Below are 22,943 nucleotides of genomic sequence, written 5' to 3' on the forward strand. Positions count from 1 at the left end.
CTTTTGTTGTGCGCTATGCGAAAAGGGCCTTGGCCCTTTTTGCTTTTATTGGAAAATATTTCCCTAAGAAAATAGATAGGCGAATTTATTACCCGGCCTTTCGCAATAGCGATTCAAGCTCACGCTCACGTTGTTTGTAGGCGGTGATATCGAAACGTGCGCTGATATATTTTTCAACCTTTCCGTTTTCGTCAAAAACGCCGGCGATGGTGGCGTCCACCCAATAAACTTTTCCGTCTTTGCCTAAATTGGGAAATTGCCCACGGAAAACGTCTCCGGATTTTATGGTGCTCCACATTTTTTTGAACATGTCTTTTGAGTTGTCCGGGTGGCGGAGTATGCTGTGCGGTTTGCCTAAGCATTCCTGTTCGGTGTAACCGGCCACCTCTTCGAAGCGGTCGTTGGCGTAGGTGAAAGACCCGAACGGATCGGATTCGGTAAGCAACATGGTTTTGTCGAGTATCCGCATGCGGGCTTCCAATTCCCTCCTGATCTTATCGCTTTCCCTTTTTTGGCTTTCCAGCTCTTCCTGAGAAGCCAAAAGCTCCTCCATGTTCTGTCTGAGCTCTTCTGTCTGGGCCTCTAGTTCGGTGTGCATTGACATGGACTCTTCTAGCAAGCGTTCCGTACGGTCGTTAGTGATTATGTTGTTTACGGCCGCCGCTATTTGTTCCGAGAGTTGGGCAAGAAATTCCCGTTTGTATTCTTCCGGTTCTGAGAAAGAGGCGAGCTCTAAAATTGCGACCACTTTTCCGTTGTGTTTGCAAGGCATAATTATGATGTGCCGGGGAAGGGCTTTGCCCAGTCCGGAAGTGATTTGGATGTAGTTCTCAGGCACTTCCGTTAGGTAAGTCGGCTCCGCTTCCAAGTAAGCCTGTCCCGCTAGGCCTTGCCCGAAGGCAATCCGGTCTTTGACATATTTCTTTTTGCCGTAGGCGAAAACGGACTCCGTACGGAGAATTTTTTCGTCCTCGTCGGCGAGATAAAAGGCTCCCTGGTTCATGCCGAGCAACTTGATCGTCTCCTTGAGTATCCGGTCTCCAATTTGGGAAAGCCCCCTTTGTTCACGTAGTATGTTACCGAATTTAGCCAGCCCGTCGCGTTGCCAGTTGCGGATTTCGTTTTTTGATCTTTCCGCATGCAGATGTTTCAGCAAGTTGCTTAGGCTAAGGCCGAGATCTGTCGAGATTCCGTCAGTTTTTGGGATTTCCGTTTCGCCTTTTAGGCTTTGTTCCAAAATGTCAGTGGTTACCTTAATATCACGTTGGGCGTTTTGAAGCTTCGTCGCAACGATTTTTAGGTTACTGTTCCGGATATTGCCGCAGGTTTGTCCTTCCGCATTCGAAAGGCTTGCTATTCTTGGCAATTCCAAATGGAAATGTTGGTGGACAGCGTAAGATTCCATCGCTCCGAAGATTAGGAATACGAATAAGAAAACGGCGAGGGAGTAGCTTCCGCTGGCGAAGGCGTTTAGGGACAGGCCTCCCATGACGAGTAAGGCGCCTCCTTTTATGGCTAGGAAGCGCTTTGCGTGTACTTCGAAAAGCATTATGAAGAAAAAGTATTTTGAGTGATTGTTGATTGTTTTAGTTAATATATTAACAGTAAGGTGTAATTTGAAAATGAAATAGCGTTTTTCTCATTTATAAATGATTAAGAATTTGAATAATTTAATTATAAACGATTTTATTTAAGTTTTAATGGTATCGCTTACATGTGTGTTTTTTTCAAAATAGGATGTTTGTTGGAAAACAGGGGTGAAGTTGTTTTGAGAGAAAGGAAGTAGGATATTGAGTGCGGGGGAAGGTAAAAGGGAAATGGGTCTTTGTTAGGATCAACAAAAATATGATTAGACGAGAGAGGGACTTAATGATGCGCTGGATTCAGACGCTGACAGCGGCGTTGGACCGGATAATGCACGGCAGAAACGATGACAATACGGAGAATTCGGAAAAAGAACTGGAAAAAGCTTATACGGAGTTTTTCGGTAAAGACCGGGCGTATTTTCGGGGCGATTGGGAGCCGGAAAAGGAGTTTGGGAAAGACGAAGAGGGCTTTCTGAAAGCGGAATATATGGCCAAGCTTCTGTTGGCTGACGCCGATGCCCAAACGGGGACGGATAAGGAAAAGGAGTTGTTGGAAAAAGCCGAAAGTCTTCTGTTGTTTTTGGAACAGGAAAGTGGAGTCGCTTCCTTTGAAAGGATGGGGTTGTTGGCGTCAATCGGTCGGCGATTGGGGAGGAAATAAAGCCCTCCTGATGAAAGAAACTATTAAGAGAATTTTTGCTTAAATGGCTCACTCAAAAGAGATGTCGATGTGAGTAATTGGCGATTGAAACCAGATTTTCGGTGACAGTTTGGCCACTTGTTGATGATAAAATAATAGCAAATTGCAATAGGCTTTCCGTGCTTGCTATTGAAGTGGGTTTTGTGTGTAAATACAAAGTATTCAATGAGTTATTGGTGTTGGTTTGAGCGGGTTTGCCTAGTGTGATTTTGTCTGTGTTTTTGAAATGAAAGATAATATAGGTCCGGGTATATTGTGTCAGTTTCATTTTTCAACCAAAAGAAATTGAGTTATGGAATTCGACCCGACACGCGACCAGATTGCGTTGACCATTCCAAAATTCCGATTGCGCCACGGCGCCGATCTTGGCCGAAACGAAGTGTACATCGTTTCCGTGGCCATCGACGAAAGCGGTTTGGCTAACCCCCAGACGGCTTTGAGTTTCGGTGTTTCCACCGTTATCCCGAACCTGAAAAAGTGGTCGTGGCACCACTTCGGCGGAGACGGCTTTATGTTTTACGGCCCCAAAAAGCCGGGAAGCTTTGTCTCTTACGCGCTTTACTATATGGAAAGCGACCAGACTGGCCGGGACGTCGGCGCACAACTGAAAACGCTTATTGGCAACCAAGAAGTAAAGGATGCCGTTAGCGGTATCGGTAGTATCGCCCAAATGGCGGGCGTGGCGGCTAGCAAAGCCAATCTTGTTACGGCTACTTTGGTAAACGTAGCGAAAGTGGTGGCCAAATTAATGGCTGATGATCAGGACGACTACTTGCACCTTTCGCACGGGACTCTTTTCCGTGATCAGATCGACGGTTCGGAGCCTTATCATGCTGGCGAAGAGTTTCGTAATCCTCCGGCTTATCATATCGAGGATATTATCTCGGTAAGGGCTTTGATTCAAGAGGGTGGCGAGCGTGGTCAGGCGGTGGTGACTACTTTGGAAGAAGTGGAAGTACCGGCTGGATAAAACGAGAAAAATTATAAAACCAAAGGGACGCCGAGGGCAGAAGGCGTCCCTTCTTTTTTGGTGAAGTTATAATTGTTTTGGTATTATTCTAATTTAAAACCATACTTACGGGTGGTGTTTTTCTCCTAAAACGCTTTGTGTATAGTGTTTTGGGTGTTATTCTCGAAAATTATTTTTATTATTTTTTTGAGATTAGGCAACCGGATCGTTTCTTTGCGTGTCGTTATAGCGAAGAAGATTAAGAACAGTGCGGTATCAGGTTTCGGCGAAGGGATGGATTGTGAAGTTGACCGAAAGCTACCGTGATTGTTGACAAAGGATAGGCACTGTCACGAGAGAGTTTTGAGCGTTGAGATAGTGAATTTGACAGTGTCGCCGGCCGTGAAGTTGGTAGAGAAGTGGGTGCCGGTTAGATATTCGTTGTCACCGGGTTTCCTTTGGAGGCCCGGTTTTTTTGTGCCCGATTTTTTGTGTACCCCTGAAAACAGTGATCTGAAAACCCCTTGAACGAGGGTGTGTATTTTTTTGTGTGGTCTGTAGCTTTATTTTTTCCTTTTGATTCGATTAAATCAGACTGTTACCCCTGAAACAATGTCAATTTTTAACAAACTGCTCGTTGTCTGTCTACTCTTAACAGGCGTTGTGGCTCAGGCCCAAACCTACTCCGAAGAGGACGTACAGGCTTTGTTGGCTCTGAAAGCCAAGTACGATACGAAAGACAGCTACAACTGGAGCGCCGAAAAGCCGGTGAAAGACTGGTACCGCATTAGCTGGAACGACGAGGAGCCGAAGCGGCTTACTTCCCTTTATATCAGCCGGAATGATATGACGGGTGATATTGATCTGAATAGCCTTCCGAACCTGAGGAGGTTGAGAATCTATACGCCTTTCGTTACCTCGGTCAAATATGATAAGCTGACCAAGCTTGAGCATCTGAAAATCGACATGGATACCGAGGCTGTCGAGGTTGCGAATTTGTTTGGTTTGAGGGAGTTGGAGATTGGAGGGACAAGTTCTTCCATAAGGGATATCAAGTTGAGGAATCTGCCCAATCTTGAATCGATTGCTTTTAAATATATGGGTCTCAATTCGTTGGAAATGAGTGATATTGGAAAAGTGAGGCAGTTGTTTGTAGAACGGATGTCGTTGGATGCTATTCCGCTTTCGGAATTTGCTCACATCACGTCCATACGGATGTCTTATCTTAAGTTCGATGATCCGAAATTCTTTGGCCAGTTTCCCGAACTTACTGAGATAAGGGCTGTCGGTAATAGTTTTGCCGGGCTGGACCTTTCCGGGAACCCAAAGCTCACCTACGTTGATATTACAAACAATGATTTGCTTATCAGCTCCCTGCCCTTGAAGCAAGAGCAGTGGACGACTTACAAATACGTAACTAACGGAACCGTGCTTTCAAAAATGAGCGTTCCGTTAGGCGGTGTATTGGATTATTCGAAAGAAGCGGAGCGAGAAGGCCAGGCCACTGAGTTTCTCTGGTTCAACGGTGAGAACGGTGAGCCTGTAACCTCAGTGCAAAACGATGGAGGCGGCAGGTTTACGTTTACCGAGACCGGCACTTTTTTCCTTCGGATGAAGAATCCGCTTTTTCCCGATCTCGGTAACGGTACAGGTTTGAAAACGCAACCCGTGGTGGTTTTCGAATCCAACCCTCCCGCAGGTTTTCATACCGAGGATTATAAAAATCTGCTCGCTATCCGCTATGGAGAGTCTACGAATAATATCAATTGGGCGGATGGAGTCGATCCGTTGACTTGGAACGGAGTAGTCTGGACCGACGAAACACCTAAACGTGTAAAAGAACTGGCCGGCTCCATTAAAAATCGGGGAAAAATCGATTTCAGTGTTTTCGAAAAACTTGAAAAATTCTCGATGCACCCGTATAGGCTTAGTGAGGTTGTTTTTGAAAATATGCCTTTATTAAAGAGTTTGAATTTGACTGCGTCGATGAAGGCGGCGACTTTCCGTAATTTGCCTGAGCTTACCCGCCTTGAATTTTCCGCTCACCAAAGCACAAAACTTGTCTTGGAGCAAATCCCCAAACTTGAGCGTTTGAGTTTGAGGTCATTGAAGGTTAGCTCCATTGACCTTTCGGTCTTTCCCGAGTTGAATGATGTGGAACTCGCTTATGGTAAATTCGAAAGCATCAAGTTTCCTTCGACGGTCAAAATTCGCAGACTGCAGCTTCAGGAGGGTTCTTTACATAAGCTTGACCTTTCGGAATTTACCAACCTGTTTATGTTGTACGTCCAAGGCAACGCTTTGCCATTCAGTTCCCTGGCTACGATTCCTAATAGGGACAAAATCAGCTATCTTGATATTTCCGAACAAGAAAGCGTTTTAGAACCGGCGACAATTCTGGCCTCGGAGACGGTGGATTATTCGGCGGAAGCCAATATTCTTGGGCAAGCTACCGATTTTACTTGGTTCAAAAGCGACGATAGCCCGGCCGGTGACGCCGTGACTCAGGCTGGTCAGGGAGTTTTCGTTTTTCACGAAAAAGGCGAATTCTATTGTCAAATGACCAACGGATCCTTCCCCGGAATGACGCTCCGCACCCAGCCGATAACCGTAAAGTTAGGTTTCGAACCTTCCGATTTGCAGACTTTGAAAGCGTTAAAAGCCACGCATGATTCTGAAAATCAACTCAACTGGACCGCCTCCGTGCCTACAAAGGATTGGGAAGGCGTAAGTTGGAATGATGAGGACCCGAAGCGGGTTGTCGGGTTGAATTTGAACGGGAAGAAACTTGTTGGGCAGCTCGATCTTTCGGCTTTTGACAAACTTACCGATCTGCGCGTTCGCCAAAACTCCCTGACCAGGATAACCTTGCCCGATACATATGGAATGTTGGTGCTTGACTGCTCGGAAAATAAGTTGGAAGGCTCGCTGGATCTTTCGGAAGAATCGAAGTTGCTTTCGTTGGAATGTGCGGACAACAAGCTGACTAATCTGGTTTTGCCGACAACGGGTACGCTCACCTCTCTCAATTGTTCGAAAAACCAATTGGCTTCGATTGATTTCGGGACGACTTCCAATCTTGTGTCTCTTGATGTTTCAGATAACAAACTCACGACAATTGATATTTCTAAACTTTCGGCGTTGTTTTATCTGAATTTCGAAAACAACCAGATCGAAAACCTTTCGGTGAGCCACCTTTTGATTCTTACGACGTTAAAGGCCAATAACAATAAACTCAGTAGTCTCGACATTCAAGCGTTACGCTATCTGAATGTTTTGGAGTGCTCGGATAATCAGTTGACGGAACTGAAATTGCCTCCCAGCGGTGATTTGAAACGTCTGGATTGTTCCGATAACCAGTTGAGCGAGATTCGGCTCAATTATCATGGTAGCTTTGAGTATATAGATTGCTCGAACAACCAAATTGCGTATATGAGAAATGGTTCGCACGGTAGGTATTTGCGTCATTTTGATTTGAGAGGCAATAAGCTGGATTTTCAGGATCTGTTTGAGGTAAAAGTTCTGGTCGATAAGGCCGGGATTTACACTAATCAGACTCCCGTAATTACGCCGAGCTTTTTATCGGAATCTCTGGGGACAGTTCATTTGAGCCGGCAAAAAGGCGATGCGGACTACCCGACAAAATTTGAATGGAAAGAAGGCGAGCGAACCATGGACGATTGGAACGTAGAGCCTACAAGTCCCGGTTTTTTTAAGTTTCATCGTTCGGGCGAATACCGTTGCGTTATGACTAATGAAGCTTTTCCGGACCTGAGCCTTACCAGCGAGGCGATAACTCTTAGTTTGCGTAAAGTGACCGTTGAGGAAGATGTTGTTACGGAAGATATTTTTGTCGGGCAAAAAACATCTGAATCGCTTACGGGCGGCCGTATGAGCGTTGGCGGAAAACTCTATATCAAAAACGGGGAAGAAACACTTCCCGAAGGTACTCATGAAATAAATATACGTTTTGAACCGACGAATAAAAGCTACGAACGTTGGGCTGAAAAACGTATGATAGTAGTTAAAAAGCGGGAGTCAAATTTCGTCTGGAACAATCCGATTGACAAACTCGGAATAGGGAATTCATTGACATTGGATATAACGACCGATAGCAACGCTCCGATTTCGCTTACTACTTCCACTCCGGATTTGTTAACCATAGACGGACTGAAAATAACGGCCGTAAAAGGAGGCGATGCGCAACTTAGCGTAAAGCAGGAAGAGAATGAAAAGTATAAGGCCTCGGAAGTTCATTCGGTTACGATACTGATCAAGAAAAGCGCTAAGCTTATCACGGCCCCGAGTCTGTCGGCCATAACGTACGGGCAGAATGTGGGAGACAGCGAACTGACTGGAGGCCAGGCGGACGTTTCGGGTAGTTTCGCTTTTGTGGATCCGGATATGAAGCCCAATGCCGGCGAGCATAAGGTGAAAGTGCTGTTCACCCCTGAGGATACGGAGCGTTATCTTTCTTTTGAGATCGATGTTCCGTTGACTGTTCATAAAGCTGTTCCGACTTTGGTTTGGACGAATACGTTCGAAAAATTAGGCATTGGAAATTCCGAAATGCTGGAATTTACGAGCGATAGCGAGGGAAGCGTTAAACTTACTACGACAACCCCGGATTTGATTACGATTGACGGATTGATAGTTACTGCTGTAAAAGGAGGCGAGGCCCGATTGAGTTTTTGGCAAGAAGCGAACGGAAATTATGAATCCTCGAAAACACATTCGGTCACGGTACTGATTAGGCAAAGCGCCCAATTGGTAACTGCTCCGAGTTTGTCGGACATCACGTACGGACAGAAAGTGGGGGACAGTCAGCTGACTGGAGGTCAAGCGAACGTGCCGGGTAGTTTCGCTTTTGTGGCTCCGGATATGAAGCCCGATGCCGGCGAGTATGATGTGAAAGTGCTGTTCACTCCTGAGGATACGGAGCGTTATCTTCCTTTTGAAATCAATTTGCGACTTATCGTGCGTAAAGCGCCCGCAAATCTGGCTTGGGAAGGTGTGTTGGCAACGATGGAGGTCAACGCTAGTTTTACGGTGACTTCAAGCTCGGACAGTGACGCCGAAATGATGTTTTCCGCTTCCGATAGCGAAGTGTTAAGTGTGTCGAGCGGTCGGGTTACGGCCCTTAAGCCGGGCTTGGCGATTCTTGAAGTTCGCCAAGCCGAAACGGATAATTTTCTTGGAGCGGTTTTGAGCCAGGAAGTGAAGGTGTTGAAACGATCGCAGTCCGTGTTCTGGAAACAGGAATTGCCGAAACTTATTGTTGGCGAAAGCTTTACCGTAAGCGCCGAAGCCAGTAGCGGTTTGTTTCTGGACTTGGAAGTGATCCAGGATGAAAATGACCCGGTAGTGAATTTGGACGGAATGAAAGTGACGGCCATAAAAACCGGAACAGTTACGCTTAGACTGGTGCAAAAAGGCGACGGGTTGTATGAGCGGGCTGAGTCTGAACTAAGGACTTTGACTGTTAATCCTAGAACCCTTTCCGTTCCGGAATTGGAAATGGCTTTGTATCCGAATCCGGCGCAAGATATGCTTCATGTTAAGGGCCTTTCGGGTGGTTTTGAATATCGAATCGTAAATAATAGCGGATTGAAAGTGGCAGACGGAACAGCTGTTCGTGGAAGTATTGATGTCTCGGGTTTGCCGGCCGGAATTTACACTTTCCTTACCGAGGGTGGTCGTTTTCGAAGTCGTTTTGTGAAGCGATAAGAAATCTTGCTTACATTTTTGAAAAAGCCCCGTCAGCTGTGCTGACGGGGCTTTTTGCGTTTATTGGAGTTCATTTTTTACTTGACTTTTCTGTATTGTTCGGATTTTTGTTTTAGGGGAAAATTTATAACTATTCAGTAAATGGGTTTTTCTTTCCAGAAGGCTTTATGTTTGTATTTTATTTATTTTTCATTGTATTATATGTTGTATTTTTTGATTTTAAACGCAGCGAATTGAATTTTTTATAATTATTTTATCTCTTTGCTTAGTTTTTGTATTAAAATATGAATTGATTTTTGTGTTTATAGGTGAGGGGTGGTAGTGCTGACTTGTTGAGTTGTGTTTTTTGTTTTTTTTATAAATAAATGTGTTTATGTCTAATTATGATGCTGTTATTATCGGTGGTGGGCTTGGAGGGCTAACTACTGGAGCTATTCTTTCCAAAAAAGGTAAACGGGTTCTTCTGTTGGAACAGCATTACGTACCAGGCGGGTGCGCCACAACGTTCAAGCGAAAGGATTATTTGATGGAGGTTGGGCTTCATGCCATGGATACGTATTTGTGCCGGGATATCAAGCGTGAACTTTTCGATACGCTTGGCGTGACGGACAATGTGGAGTTTTTGCAAACCCCGGAATTTTATCGCTACATAGGCGGAGATATTGATTTCGTGTTGCCGGAAGGTGGCCGGGAGAAGGCGCTGAAGAAACTGGGGGAAATGTTTCCGGAGGATCGGAAAGGGCTCAACAAGCTCTTTGATTTTATCTTCAAGATACTTGAGGAATTACCGCGCTTTCCGGTGGAGCGTTGGAAATACAGGCTTATGTTCCCAACTATTCCGTTCCTGTTTCCGGGCCTGACAAAAGCCACTTATGGAGCTACCGTTGGTGAGTGGTTGGATAAGAATATCAAAAATGAAAAGCTGAAGCTGATCCTGCTTGGTAATATTTTCTATTATCATGACGATCCTTACACGGCTTCTATGGTTTATTTCGGCTTGGGCCAAGCCAGTTATTTTGGCGGAGGCGGTCATTTTATCAAAGGAGGGTCACAGAAGCTGTCGGATCATTTGGCCAAAGTGATAAACGAAAACGGCGGGAAAGTGCTGTTGGGAAAGAAGGCTACGGAGATCCTGATCAAGAACGGAAAGGCTTCGGGAGTGGTTTTCAGAAACGCTTTTGACGAAAATGCGCCGTCGGAACGGGCAGATGCCGATGTGGTGATCGGAAATGCCGCCATGCCGGCCGTGGCCGAGATGTTGCCTTCTCCGCAGAAAGAGAAGATAAAGAAAACAATGAAGGGACTCAAGCCCTTCAATTCGCTTATTACGGTGTATATCGGATTTAAGAAAACGCCGAAGAGCTTGGGTTGGGGGAATTATTCGACTATGGTCGGGTCGGATAAGTTGCAGTCTATCAAAGGCCTGGCGGATAACCTGAAAGGGGTTTGGTCAGAGCGGACGTTCACCTTCTTGGACTATAGCCAAATAGATTCGGGCTTGGCGCCTGAAGGCAAAAGTGTGGGAACTATATGCTCGGTAGATCACTTGTCTGCGTGGGAAGGTTTGTCGGATGAGGAATACGCTACGCGGAAAGAAGAGGCTGCGCATGCCTTTTTTGACCGAATGGAGAAATACCTGCCGGGATTCCGTGACGCTATTGATTATTATGAAGTGGGGACGGCCAAAACTCTGGCCCGCTTTACCGGCAACACCAACGCGAGTCCTTATGGCTGGGCGCAAATGCCTGGACAAACGGGTATGAGCCGCCCTCATTTGCAATCGCCGGTCAAGGGACTGTATTTCGCTTCGGCTTGGACATTCCCGGGGGGAGGGTTTACCGGCGCCATTCTGAGCGCTTATTATTGCGCCAAATTGCTTGAAGGTAAAGTCGATTCTGCCGAGACACCTGTGCCGTATGATGACGGACGCGTGGTCAAGCTGATTGAGCGCAAAGAAGTTGCGGAAGACACGATGGAATTGGTGTTCGAAAAGCCGGAAGACTTCCGGTTTGAGGCGGGGCAGTACGCCGTTTTGCAATTGGATGCTCCGGCCGACAATAGCTTGGATATGGCCATTCGCCGTATGTCCATCGCCTCCCATGCTGACGATTCCGATTTGCGTTTTGCCATGCGGAAAAGTTCGAGCGCGTTCAAGCGGAGTTGCGACCAAATGACTCCCGGCGATACGGCCACCATTTACAGCCCGATGGGAGATTTCGTATTGGAGGAAGATTCCGAAAACATCGTGTTCCTGATTGCCGGGATCGGAGTCACGCCGGTTTTGCCTATGCTGAAGGAGCTGGAAAAACGCAATCACAAAGGCCGGGTGACTCTTTTCTATTCAAACCGACATAAGGAAGAAGCCGCTTACCACAAGCGCTTCGAGGCTGTGAGCCTGAAGGGTTTTCAATATGTGCCGATCATTACCGGAACCGAAGGCCGGCTCAATCGCCAGTTGATGGAAAAACACCTTGGCGATTTGCGCAACCACCGTTATTATATGGTGGGAACCAGCGGTTTCCTGACGTCGATGAGTGCTATATTGGATAGCGCCGGCGTTGAGCCCCAGCAGGTTTATTGTGACGATTTCGGTTAAGTTTTTTGTGTATTGAAATAAAAAATGGACGCTTGGCCTTTGGCTGGCGTCCGTTCTTTTTTGAATGACCGGGTTACGCTTTTTCTCCCAGTTTTTCGGGACCGAAAAAATGGTTTACCGGCCCGTGGCCTTTGCCGGTTACGTAATCTTTACCGGCCTCAATCGCTTCTTGCAAATATGCGTGCCCGTGTTTTACGGAGTCTTCAAGCGAAAACCCTTTGGCCAAATAAGCCGCGACGGCCGAGGAAAGCGTACAGCCCGTTCCGTGTTTGTTCGGCGTGTCGGTCTTTTTTGCGTAAAATCTCAACGGCGCTTTTCCCCGTTCCATAAAAATATCCATTAGTTGCTGGCCTTCCAGATGTCCGCCTTTCAGAAGAATGGCCTGGCAAGGCAACCGCTCCAAAAGAGCCCCCACGGCGCCTTCCATATCTTTTTGTTCCTCAACGTTTCGGCTTAACAGAATTTCGGCTTCGGGGAGGTTGGGAGTCAGTAGGGTGATCTGCGGAGCGAGTTTTTCCACAAGGGCGATTTTTCCTTCTTCGTCTATCAGCGTCCGGCCACTTGAGGAAGCCAAAACAGGATCCAAAACCATGGGAATATTCGGGTATGGTTCAAGAGCGTTCGCTACGGCCAAGACGGTGGGGGCCGAGTGTAACATGCCGATTTTGATAGCGTCGGCGCCGATGTCGGAAAGCACGTCGTTGATTTGCGTCTCCACCACTGCGGGCGGAACGGGATGTACGGCGGATACTCCCAAAGTGTTTTGGGCCGTAACGGCCGTAATGGCGCTCATGCCGTAACATCCCAAGGCCGAGAAAGTCTTGAGGTCGGCTTGGATACCGGCGCCACCGCCACTGTCGGATCCGGCTATGGTTAGGGCTTTGGGGTATTTTTTCATGTCAATTATCTCAATGGAAGGTTAAAAGGGCGCTGAATAGGATTATCAACCCGTCAATAAACCCGGTATAAAACAAAGCGTGTCTGCCGGCCCCCGATCGGACGATAGCGTAAACTCCAAGAAAGCTAAGCAAGGCCAAACCCGTAGGGGAAATTCCCAAACTTACAGCCAAGACAACGAAGCCGAGCCAAGAAACCAGAGCCAAGTATTTCGTGTTCTTGGTGCCGATAAGGCCGGGGATGGTAAGTAGCTGTAGCTGACGGTCGGAGTAATAGTCGCGGATATCGAAGGGGAGGGTGATGGCGAAGATAAACAGGAATTCGGCCCAGAATAGCTGGTTGATCTCCGGTTGGCCGAGTTTGCCGGTGAGAAGCGCCGGGTAGAGCGCGCCCGTACTGGCCCAAACCAAAGCTATCAGGAAGATTTTGAGCAATGGTAAGCTACGTAGTTTGCGGAAGGGAATGGCGTCGGGGAAATTGTAGGCCAGGGAGAGAAAGCCGAACACGGCCAAAAACAGGGTTTCCTCCACGCCTAACCATACATACGACATATAAAAGCCGACAGCGCCGGCCACTGCCGCTAAGGAAACCGACCGCAAAGCGTGCTGTTGGATGAGCCTTACCAGTCTGGCGACGGTCCGTTCCAGTCCCGTTTTGCGGATCAGGTTATTGATATTATAAACCAAAGCCGTGCTGGCGAATACCAGCAAAGCCCGGAGCCAATGCGCTGTAGTGGGTTGGTGCCCCAACTGTATTAGCCCAGCCAAAAAGAAAGAGGCTCCCGCCAAGCTGATAAAGATCTGGCTTCGGACCAATTTCCCGAAAAGCGCCAGCGGGGTTGGGCCGTTGCGTAGCGTCGGTCGGTCGGCTTGTATTTGTTTGGCGGAGTTCACGGGGCTAAGTTATGGATTCCTGACGTTTTTTCTTACACAAGGGCAAGCGGTGGAGGCGCCGTATAAGCGTATGGATACAAAAAATCCCGACCATCGGCCGGGATTGTGTATCGTGAAAGCGCCAAGGCTTATTCGGCGTTGTTTTCTTCGGCGTACGGATCCCAATCCGTCTGCATATAGTTCGGGAAGATCGTGTAGTAGCGCTTTTTGGCGTACTCGTACGTCTTGCGGCGCAGGGGCTCGAAGCTCTCCTTGTCTAGCGCCGAAGTGAATACCACTTCTTGGTCGTCTTCTTGGTCGTAGGTTTTGCGCAGGCGCTCGGTAGTGCCGTTGATCCTTTCCTCCAAATCCATAAAATCCGGATTGTCCGGATCGTCGTTGGCCACTTCTTCGGCCAGCTCTTTGCGGAACTGGTCCATTTTGTTGAATACCAACAAGGTCGGCTTGTGAGCCGCGCCGATTTCGGCCAGCGTCTGGTTCACTACCCTGATGTGGTCTTCGTGGGCCTCGTTCGAGATGTCGGCTACGTGGAGCAGGATATCGGCTTCGCGCACTTCGTCGAGGGTGGATTTAAAACACTCGATCAAGGTATGCGGAAGCTTGCGGATAAACCCTACGGTATCGGAAAGCAGGAACGGGATATTATGGATCACCACCTTGCGCACGGTTGAATCCACGGTAGCGAAGAGCTTGTTTTCGGCGAAAACATCGGCTTTGGCCATGGCCCGCATAATGGTGGATTTGCCTACGTTGGTATACCCCACCAAAGCTACGCGTACCTGGCGGTCGCGGCCTTTGCGCTGGGTTTCGTTCTGCTTGTCTATCTTGGCGAGCTTCTGCTTCAATACCGTGATCTGGTTGCGGATGGCCCGGCGGTCGGTCTCGATTTCTTTCTCGCCGGCACCTCCACGGGTGCCCGTGCCGCCTCGCTGGCGCTCAAGGTGAGTCCACATGCGGGTAAGGCGCGGAAGCAGGTATTGGAGTCTGGCCAATTCCACTTGGGTTTTGGCCTGCGCCGTCTGTGCCCTTTTCAGGAAAATATCCAGAATCAAAAGGCTTCGGTCGTAGATCTTTTTGCCTACCTCTTTCTCCAGGTTTCGGAGCTGTGACGGGCTCAGGTCATCGTCAAAGATTACGCAGTCGATGCCCTTGGCCTTTACGTAGGCCATAACGTCCTCAAGCTTGCCTTTTCCCACAAACGTCCGCTTGTCGGGATGGTCAAGGTTTTGGGTGAAACGGTGCTTGGTGTCTATATCGAGAGTTTCGGCCAGGAAAGCCAACTCGTCGAGGTATTCCGTCGTTTTTTTGTCGCTTTGGCCCGGCTCGCTGACGGCCACCAGTACGGCCGTTTGTCGGACCGGTGAAGTATCGAATGTTTTTCTTTTTGCCATACGGGATGTAAAAGAGTGTTTTTTGTTTGAACGGGCCACTGTCCGTTTACCGGAAGCGCGTTAATAAAAGCGGAGCGGGCCTCGCATTGTTGCCGGAACGTCGGGTTCCGGCGAATCGGGACTGCGAAGATAAGGCTAAATTCCGAAATGGCGAAGTCTGGGCGGTACCCTCGTGCCTGGTATCGGCAGGGCAACCCTCCAAAGGACTGCTTATACGGCGGTATTGCCGTATTGCCTTGGAGCTTTTTCGTTACACTATAGTGTAGCGAACCCTTACACTATAGTATAGCGGACTCTTACACTACCGTGTAACTATATCCCTACACTACGGTGTAAAGGACCCTTACACTATAGTATAGCAGACTCTTACACTACCGTGTAACTATATCCCTACACTACGGTGTAACGAACCCTTACACTATAGTGTAACGGCTCCTTGCGTTATCGTAAGTGCATCCAGTAAAATAGTTTATGCTTCGAAGAATGTTTGAAGGGGTAACCGGTTGTCTTATACGGTTTTATATTGTTTCAGAACAGTCTCTTTACGCTTTGCTATTTACTTTGTGATACTTATTGATAAATGGACCGAAACCCATAGACTTTCCTTTTAATCCTCAGGCAAATCCAGCCTTGAGGCGATATCCCTATAATGTCTGTTGAGGAGTTCGCTGTTTTGGGAATAATCCACTGGGCAGTCTATCAGGTGTACGCCTCCGGAGTCAAGCGCTTCGGCTAAGGTGCCGGCGAATTGCTCGGCGCTGTGGATACGGTGCCCCACGGCTCCGAACGCCTCGGCGAAGAGTACGAAATCCGGGTTGCCGAAGTCCAGGTTGTAGGTGGGCAAGCCCATATTGGCCTGTTTCCATTTGATCATCCCGAAGGCGTCGTCCCGAACTATCAGTATTACCAGGTCCAGCTTCAGGCGCACAGCCGTTTCCAAATCTTGGCAGTGCATCATAAAGCCACCGTCGCCACACACGCAGAGCACTTTGCGCTTTGGGTGGACAATTTTGGCCGCCATGGCCGAGGCCAACCCCGCGCCCATGGTGGCCAAGGCGTTGTCAAGCAACAGGGAATTGGAGTGGCAGGCTTGGTAGTTTCGGGCGAACCAGATTTTGTAAATGCCGTTGTCGAGGCACACTATGCCGTCTTCGGGCAGTACTTTGCGCACTTCCCGGACTATCTTCGGGGCCGACATCGGGAATTCCTCCACATGGTCCCAAGCCATGATGGTCTTGTCGAGCGTGCGTTTTACTTTTCCGAAGAAAGAGAAATCCCAAGCGTTTTTCTTTCCCGCTATTTTAGGCGTAAGCCGTTCCATTATATCGCTGATATTTCCCACTACCTCCACGTGCGGGTAGTATTCGGGGTCCACTATGGCGTCGCTGTAATTGATATGGGCCACGGTGGGCCCGCCCGGACGCATACGGAACGGCGGTTTTTCGAAATCGTCGTGGCCTATCATAATGATCAGGTCGGCGGCGTCGACGGCCCGGGTCACGATCATCTTGTCCGTCATGGACACGTTGCCTATAAAGCCCGGCAGGCGCTCGTCTATCACGCCTTTACCCAGTTGGGTGCTGATAAACGGCAGGCCGGTGTCGCAAATAAAACGGGTGACGGCCACGGAGGTGCGCCGGCGGTTACAGCCCGAGGCCACGCAGATAAGCGGGCGCTTGGCCTTGAGCACTTCTTCGGCCAAGTGGCCGAGGCAAGTGTCGTTGGCCAGGGGTATTTTCGGGTGGGTGGGCTTGATAAAGTGCGGTTCCAGTTCTTCTTTGGCTATGTCTTCGGGCAGTTCCAAGTGTACGGCGCCCGGGCGCTCGTCTTCGGCTATCTTGAAGGCGTTGCGGGTCATCCAGGCTATGTTGTCGGCACCGTATACGGTTTTTGTCCATTTGGTGACGGCCTGCATCATGTCGTCGGTCTCGATAAACTGAAACCGGCCTTGCGGGTTGCTCTTCACGGCTTTTTGTCCGGTGATAAGGATCAGCGGCCACCCGCCCAGCGTGCCGTAAGCGGCGGCGGGCATCAGGTTGGCCGCGCCGGGGCCGAGGGTGGACAGGCACACGCCGGCTTTGCCGGTAAGGCGCCCTACGGTGGCGGCCATATAGCCGGCCACGGTTTCGTGGCGTACGTTGATCATCTGGATATCGGAGTGGCGGAGCGATTCCAGAAAGTCTAGGTTTTCCTCGCCGGGAATACCGAAAATATACTTGACGCCCTCGTTTTCCAGGGCTTTTACCAAAACGTCCGATGCTTTCATGTAGGTCTAACCGGGTATTCCTTGGCCGGGTTTGGGTTTTTGACAATAGAGTGCTTTTTTCGGGAAAAGTGCCGTTTTGGGGAGTGCCGAAGGGGCAAAGCCATATTTTTGGGCGAAAAAGAAAGCCGGTTCTCCTTTTTTTTGTTTAGAAGAAAATTTTGTACATAATCCTCACGTCAGTCACGTTATTTTTCATTTAAACATGCCAGTTGGAATTATGAATATGAACATCAAAATTATGTTCTGGCTCCGGAGGAATAGGGAGGCCAAATCGCTAGTGTCGCCAGTTTATTGTCGTTTGTCGTATGCGGGTAAAAGAATAGAGATTGCGACAGGTGTAAGTGTGCCTGCTTCCAAGTGGAAAAACGGTCTAGTAAAGGGAAACGGGGCCGTAGAAAAAGCACAAAATATGATGTTGAAAAGCATGATGGCTGAATTGATTTTAATCTGTAATTCTATGGATAAAAGCGATACCAGCTTTTCTCTCGTAGATGTAAAAAAAAATATTTGGGTGTAAGTAATTCTGCGTATTTCGCAGTAAATGTTGTTGAAGATTTTTTAACAGCCTCAAAAGGGCGTGTTTCCGAGGCTACATATCGTAATTATTTCCATTTTTCAAAGAAGATTAAGGAGGCTTTAACGGCTATGAATCAGCTTGCTGTAGAAGCTGAAAACTATCAGCCTAAGCATTTAAGCCAATTGGAGGGATGGGTCACTAAGAATAATTCTGCGGCTTATGCCCAGAAAGTGGTAACAACAATGAAGCAAGCTTTTACCTTTGTTTCTAATTCGGGGAAGGTTAATAACCTTATAGGGAATTACAGAAGTTATTCGAAAAGTGAATCAAAGAAAGTGACTTTTTTATCCGAGATTGAAGTCGAAAAGATTAGAGCGTTTGAAGGAAAGACAGAACAAATAAATTTTGCTAGAGACTTTTTTTTAGTGCAGTGCTATACTGGTTTAGCTTATATAGACCTTTATCAAATATCGAGAGAATCATTGGTGTGTAGGGACAAAACAAGTATACTAAACATTAAGCGCCATAAAACTAAATCATCTTGTATTATTCCGGTCTCCCAATTGGCTTTGGATTTGCTTAACCAATATGATTTTAAATTTTCTCGTTTTCATTGTGCCAGCATCAACATATATCTAAAGGAAATCACCAAGAAAGTGGGGATCGCTAAGAATATATCCACTCACGTTGGACGAAAAACGTTTGCTACCATGTTAGCGAATAGGGGAGTCCCAGCGAATACTGTAGCCAAAATACTTGGTCACGCTAGCTATTCTACGACTATGAAGCATTATGCGGAAATACAGGTGGATAAGGTTGTAGGGGATGTAATGGGGATATTGTAAGGAAAGACTCAACAAGGAGTCTTTCTATCAAAAGAAACTTATTATGCGGATCAAGGATAAGAAATGATAAAACAAGCTCTTCTTGATAGTAGTTACCACATTTATAAATCATTAAATGTAATAATGGCTTGTGGTTTATGGTAGTAAAAAAAACTTAATCTTGTAGTACGTCTTTTCAAGAATATAGACTTACCAGAAGTAGAGATTGAGCTATTTTATTGGTCGCAGAAGGAGTTAAAACTATGCACTTCAGTGCATCTAGCTTTTAGCTTCTAAAAAGGTTGGCCCCAGCATGAAACGAGTATAGGCTTCTCTAAGGTTAAGCTTAATACGAAGCGACTTTTAGTCGCAGTTAAAACTATGGACTTTTAGTCCATAGTGGTTTATTTAATGTAAATATTCGATAAGGTATATTTTTACCAATATACTCCCTTGTTTTACCCTTGATTCGCATTAGTATAAATTATCCATCTCAAATGGAGTTATTTTTTTACCAAAAATTGAAGTAAATCAAACTTCTTCAATCCGAATAGGATAGCTATTAACCAATAAATAATTAAAAATATTTTAACAGAAATCTTTTCAGGAAGCACCCCTAAAAATTGCATAATGTACTGAGGTAACTTCACAATGAACTCTATCCAGAAAATAGGATTAAATGACTCTCTAAATCTTTTTCGATATACACCTATGGCTTCGTCGAATTTCAATAGTACATTACCAACTATATCCTCTCTTCTATTAGTTAAGTTATCAAGAACAGAGATTCGAACATTTGCATATTTACCAAATCCCAGTAACTCTTGGTGAAAGACAGAAGAATCTTTTAATCCTGCTTCCCTAAACAAAGATTTTATCTCTTCTTTATCCTCCGCTAGACTATAATTATTCAGTCCTAAATAATTGATATAGGCATTTTTTAGCTTTGATATTCGTTTATATTTATAGAAATTAACAATAAAACGCAGAAATATCATCAGTAAAAACAACCCAAATGTATAATACCATTCCATTAGTTCAACTTTAAAAAAATTATGGCAAATCATTTCGTATGAAAGTAAATAAAATCCTCCCTCAAGTATCTGATACGTGGGGGCGATTTTAACTAATAACAACCTTTAATGCTTCATTATATAGAAAATAATTTAAATACAAATCGTCAAAAAATCACCTGACAATATCCATTAAACAATGAACACAAACAAACTTGTGTGTTCATATAGTCACTAGAGGTGATGTAATGAATAATATGCGAATTATCCATTATACGAACCTTCTCTTAAATGATTACACATCAAAAGTTTCTAATTGGGTTCTATATTTCGATTTAAGAGTATTCAATGGCTCAAGCATACCACATTTTGTATAGATTTCCCGAAGTGCTTTTACGGAATAATGATTTTCTGGATTAGACCTAACGCATTCTTGCAACAATCTCACAGACTTAGGAATATCTTTTTCTACATAATACGCAAATTCTCCTTTCATAACAGCTATTATTCCCTTAGCGCGAAAATCATAACTCCTTTCCATGTTTTTAAAAAGGTCATTAATTTTTAGCTTATCCTCTCTTGACAGATACTGTTTTCTTGTTAGACATATAAAGTATGCCTGAATATGAAATGCATTAAGCTTTTGATTTTCGTAGTTTTCCTTTGCCAACTTAAGTGCGCCTTGGTAATCCTCTTTCATTAACTTAACATTAACAAGCTCTCTTTTTGCTCGCTGGAAATTTGGATTCTTTTGTAATGCTTTTTCTAGGTAATATTGTGAATCGCCTAGTCGTTTTATAAACCTATAATAAAAGCCATGCAAATAGTAAAAATCAGCTCCGCTAATGTTCTGTATCTCGATTTCAAATCTGTCATCTTTTTCTCTTGCCAAGGATAAACATAACCAATATTGGAATTCACGAATTAGGTCATTATCAAGACGGCGTTTCTTATCTAAAACTTTATCAATAAGTTTAATGACATTCCTATATTTCCCATTATAATAATGTTCAACGACCGTTTTTAATATAAAAGATGGGATATAATATTTCTCGGGAAGATTATGCCCCTCTAATATCGCTCCTTTGACATTTAACAATAATTGAGAAATGTCATCGTATTCTTCACGGTGTGAGCTTTGGGTTACAAACTTCTTAATGAATGACCTAATTTTATCTCGGAATTCTGGTTTCAGTTTTGCTTTTGAACGTTTTAAATAATCTGCTATAGGATAATGAACTTTTATATACTCTTTATTTGCGCCAACTAAATCAAATACTCCTGCAATATAAAAATCTTCTAAGGTGTTGTTAACTTTATCCTCATCCTCTATAATAGAATATAAAATTTCGTAACTAACAAATTCAAAGTTTGAGAGAAGGACCAAAAAGTCAAATTCAAAGTTCCCCTTTTTCCTTATAGACTCAATCAAATAAAAAACTTGTGTTTCACCAAAATCAATAATGTCCTGCTTATTTTTTTTTGCCTCTATTATTCCATAATCGTGAATAAATTCAACTGCATAATGTGTTTGAGCGGGAACACCATTTAGTATACTTAACACTTCCTGGGCATCCTTTTCAAGTAAATCATGCCCCAATAAGGTTAAATATTTCACGAAAAGTTTTTCAGTATCTTTATCGGAGAGAGTATTCAAGTGAAAATTAATAACACTCTTTTGTTTTCGTAAAAAATTAGTCGATGGTCTGAACCTAGAAACTATGTTAAGTGTCAGTAGGTTTTTAAACTGAGAATCTTCAATTAACTTCAAATACCAATTCGCAACTTTCTTTGATGGCTTAATAACACATCCAAAATCTATAATAAAAATAAACTCATTGGAGCTTTTAACTTTTACCAATAAACTTTTAGCTTCCTCTATCTTTTCCTCAAATGACAAAGATTGGAGCTGTTCTAAAGATTCACTTGAAGTCCTGTCCTCAAAATCTTGAACCTTTATAATAAAGTCTTCTATTGAATCTTTCGTATCAAGAGTTATATATATCGGTTCATAAAATTCCTGAATTTTTTTAACCCATTTTAAAGCATTTTTGAGAAACGTTCGCCTGCCAATCCCAACCATTCCTGATACAATAATTGAATGTGGCTTAAAATCACCTATGCTATAAATTTTAGACTCCAGTTGATCTAACATTTCATTACGACCAACAAATAAGGATTCTTTTGCCTTAAAACTTGGATTATGTTCTAATGAAAGTTCTCGAAGTCGTTGCTTAATTTTTTTTGTAATGAGAAAATGATCGGTTATGGCTTTAAGCAAATACTTTTTTAACCAACTAGGAATTCTTTTATCATCGCCTACATTCAGTGATCTATCAATTAAGATTGGATATATGGATTTTTGATACCCATTGTCTAAAATGTTTTTTGCTTCTGATATTTCTTGTTGCACCCATTCCGAGTTTAATGAATCATCTGAGATAAATAGTACAAATAGCTCTGTACTTTTAAGCCCCTTTAATATTTCACCAAGTATTGGCATTCCCGATTCAAACTCAAATTCATCAAAAACACATTGGCCTTTCCCTAAATTGTTTGCAATATTTCTGACCAAGTTTTTTTGTTTACTGCTATGTGATAAAAATGCTCTACTCATATTATTATACCTCCAGTTATAAAAATACCTCACAGAAACAAGGATACAACCAAAATTCTTATTTCTTTATAAGTAATCTTTCTTTCTTATTTTTTTCAATAAAATTGAAAAAAATAAATATAAACTCAAACAACTCTTAATTCGGTAGTGGTAGTGTCCTAAAAGTAAGGACGCCTATTTTGCTAAGATTTCATTATTGTACATTGCAATGACAAACCTGATTGAATCATAGTGATTGGCCCAACTTTTAGAAAGAGATAAGGATTTCCGGACCAATCTGGAGCAACGTTGCCTCAAGGTGTTGTTGAACCGTTCGATCGCCATGGTTTTTCCTTTCCCTTCCTGTGAAAGCTGTCCCTTCTCGAATGCTGTTCCGTATGCGAGAAGGCCATCCGTGAATATCAGCGACTTACCCCGTAGCCTTTTGTCAATGCTCAAGTATAGCCCTTTAGCCCCTTGGGAATCTCTGGCTCCGATATGAAACCCAACGATCAGTTTCGTTTTCCTTTCGATCGCTACCCACACCCATTCGGGGCAGTCTTTTGCTCCCACAAAGCTCCATAACTCATCGCCTTCCAGACAGAGACAGCTGATCTCACCATCTAAAAGACCCTCACTAACAGGCAGATGCTCAGGTAATGATTTCCATATGCGGGATGCGTGGTAACATACCCGCCCAAGGCTTCCCGTTAAGACCCAGCCAATGGCCCGCAGTGAAAGACGTTCTCCAAGTAGCCTAAAAAGAGTTTCCATTCGAAATGATTTCTTTGCTTCCTCTTTTGGGGTGCGGTCAACGAATTGACGATTGCAGTTCTTGCACTTGTGGTTCTGTTTCCCATAATGAGATTTACCATTCTTTACGGTATTTCCGCTACCACAGTGGGGGCATTCTTTCGAGTTTGGCATACTCCACAAATATCCTAACTGACTATCTGGCAACAAAGCCATCCTTACTTTTAGGACACTA

The 22,943-nt window shown here is 45.0% G+C and carries 14 protein-coding genes; 6 read left to right on the top strand and 8 right to left on the bottom strand.

What is annotated here, in order from left to right:
- Nucleotides 1-88 precede the first annotated feature (88 nt).
- Nucleotides 89-1,549: a PAS domain-containing protein gene (locus AABK39_RS04800; protein WP_338393776.1), complete on the bottom strand. Its 1,461-nt coding sequence runs from the start codon at nucleotides 1,547-1,549 to the stop codon at nucleotides 89-91.
- Between the two features lie 296 nt (nucleotides 1,550-1,845).
- On the opposite strand from AABK39_RS04800, the gene AABK39_RS04805 reads away from it, so the two are divergent.
- The 4 genes from AABK39_RS04805 to AABK39_RS04820 all read left to right on the top strand — a co-directional run bounded on the left by AABK39_RS04805 (nucleotide 1,846) and on the right by AABK39_RS04820 (nucleotide 11,558).
- On the top strand, nucleotides 1,846-2,247 hold the full coding sequence (locus tag AABK39_RS04805) for a hypothetical protein (protein ID WP_338393777.1): 402 nt from the start codon (nucleotides 1,846-1,848) through the stop codon (nucleotides 2,245-2,247).
- Nucleotides 2,248-2,578: 331 nt separating this feature from the next.
- Nucleotides 2,579-3,256 (top strand): hypothetical protein, encoded by a 678-nt coding sequence (locus AABK39_RS04810; protein WP_338393778.1) that lies wholly within the window; start codon nucleotides 2,579-2,581, stop codon nucleotides 3,254-3,256.
- Nucleotides 3,257-3,847: 591 nt separating this feature from the next.
- A complete protein-coding gene (locus AABK39_RS04815) occupies nucleotides 3,848-8,962 on the top strand; it encodes a hypothetical protein (RefSeq protein WP_338393779.1) in 5,115 nt (1,704 codons plus the stop codon).
- A gap of 373 nt (nucleotides 8,963-9,335) precedes the next feature.
- Nucleotides 9,336-11,558 (top strand): FAD-dependent oxidoreductase, encoded by a 2,223-nt coding sequence (locus AABK39_RS04820; protein WP_338393780.1) that lies wholly within the window; start codon nucleotides 9,336-9,338, stop codon nucleotides 11,556-11,558.
- A gap of 73 nt (nucleotides 11,559-11,631) precedes the next feature.
- On the opposite strand, the gene thiD is transcribed toward AABK39_RS04820, so the two are convergent.
- The 4 genes from thiD to AABK39_RS04840 all read right to left on the bottom strand — a co-directional run bounded on the left by thiD (nucleotide 11,632) and on the right by AABK39_RS04840 (nucleotide 17,005).
- On the bottom strand, nucleotides 11,632-12,456 hold the full coding sequence (thiD, locus tag AABK39_RS04825; RefSeq protein ID WP_338393781.1) for a bifunctional hydroxymethylpyrimidine kinase/phosphomethylpyrimidine kinase: 825 nt from the start codon (nucleotides 12,454-12,456) through the stop codon (nucleotides 11,632-11,634).
- 10 nt (nucleotides 12,457-12,466) lie between these two features.
- The gene (locus tag AABK39_RS04830) at nucleotides 12,467-13,348 is read right to left on the bottom strand and encodes a UbiA family prenyltransferase (RefSeq protein WP_338393782.1); all 882 of its coding nucleotides are present in this window, start codon (nucleotides 13,346-13,348) and stop codon (nucleotides 12,467-12,469) included.
- Between the two features lie 128 nt (nucleotides 13,349-13,476).
- Nucleotides 13,477-14,739, bottom strand: coding sequence for a GTPase HflX (gene hflX, locus AABK39_RS04835; RefSeq protein ID WP_338393783.1), 1,263 nt, complete (start codon nucleotides 14,737-14,739; stop codon nucleotides 13,477-13,479).
- Nucleotides 14,740-15,346: 607 nt separating this feature from the next.
- On the bottom strand, nucleotides 15,347-17,005 hold the full coding sequence (locus AABK39_RS04840; protein ID WP_338393784.1) for an acetolactate synthase large subunit: 1,659 nt from the start codon (nucleotides 17,003-17,005) through the stop codon (nucleotides 15,347-15,349).
- A 76-nt stretch (nucleotides 17,006-17,081) separates the two neighbouring features.
- Here AABK39_RS04840 and AABK39_RS04845 point away from each other — a divergent pair, with 76 nt between their 5' ends.
- Nucleotides 17,082-17,522, top strand: a complete 441-nt coding sequence (locus tag AABK39_RS04845) for an Arm DNA-binding domain-containing protein (RefSeq protein WP_338393785.1) — start codon at nucleotides 17,082-17,084, stop codon at nucleotides 17,520-17,522.
- Entirely contained in the window at nucleotides 17,513-18,367 is an 855-nt protein-coding gene (locus AABK39_RS04850; RefSeq protein ID WP_338393786.1) for a site-specific integrase, read from the top strand. Before AABK39_RS04845 ends, AABK39_RS04850 begins: the two co-directional genes overlap by 10 nt.
- Nucleotides 18,368-18,849: 482 nt before the next feature.
- On the opposite strand, the gene AABK39_RS04855 is transcribed toward AABK39_RS04850, so the two are convergent.
- The 3 genes from AABK39_RS04855 to AABK39_RS04865 all read right to left on the bottom strand — a co-directional run bounded on the left by AABK39_RS04855 (nucleotide 18,850) and on the right by AABK39_RS04865 (nucleotide 22,924).
- A complete protein-coding gene (locus AABK39_RS04855; RefSeq protein WP_338393787.1) occupies nucleotides 18,850-19,380 on the bottom strand; it encodes a hypothetical protein in 531 nt (176 codons plus the stop codon).
- 274 nt (nucleotides 19,381-19,654) lie between these two features.
- The gene (locus tag AABK39_RS04860) at nucleotides 19,655-21,976 is read right to left on the bottom strand and encodes a TIR domain-containing protein (protein WP_338393788.1); all 2,322 of its coding nucleotides are present in this window, start codon (nucleotides 21,974-21,976) and stop codon (nucleotides 19,655-19,657) included.
- Nucleotides 21,977-22,150: 174 nt separating this feature from the next.
- Complete coding sequence (locus AABK39_RS04865) at nucleotides 22,151-22,924, bottom strand: IS1 family transposase (protein ID WP_338393789.1); 774 nt, start codon at nucleotides 22,922-22,924, stop codon at nucleotides 22,151-22,153.
- Nucleotides 22,925-22,943 lie beyond the last annotated feature (19 nt).

The sequence above is a fragment of the Fulvitalea axinellae genome, from assembly GCF_036492835.1.
In the GTDB taxonomy this organism is placed as follows: domain Bacteria; phylum Bacteroidota; class Bacteroidia; order Cytophagales; family Cyclobacteriaceae; genus Fulvitalea; species Fulvitalea axinellae.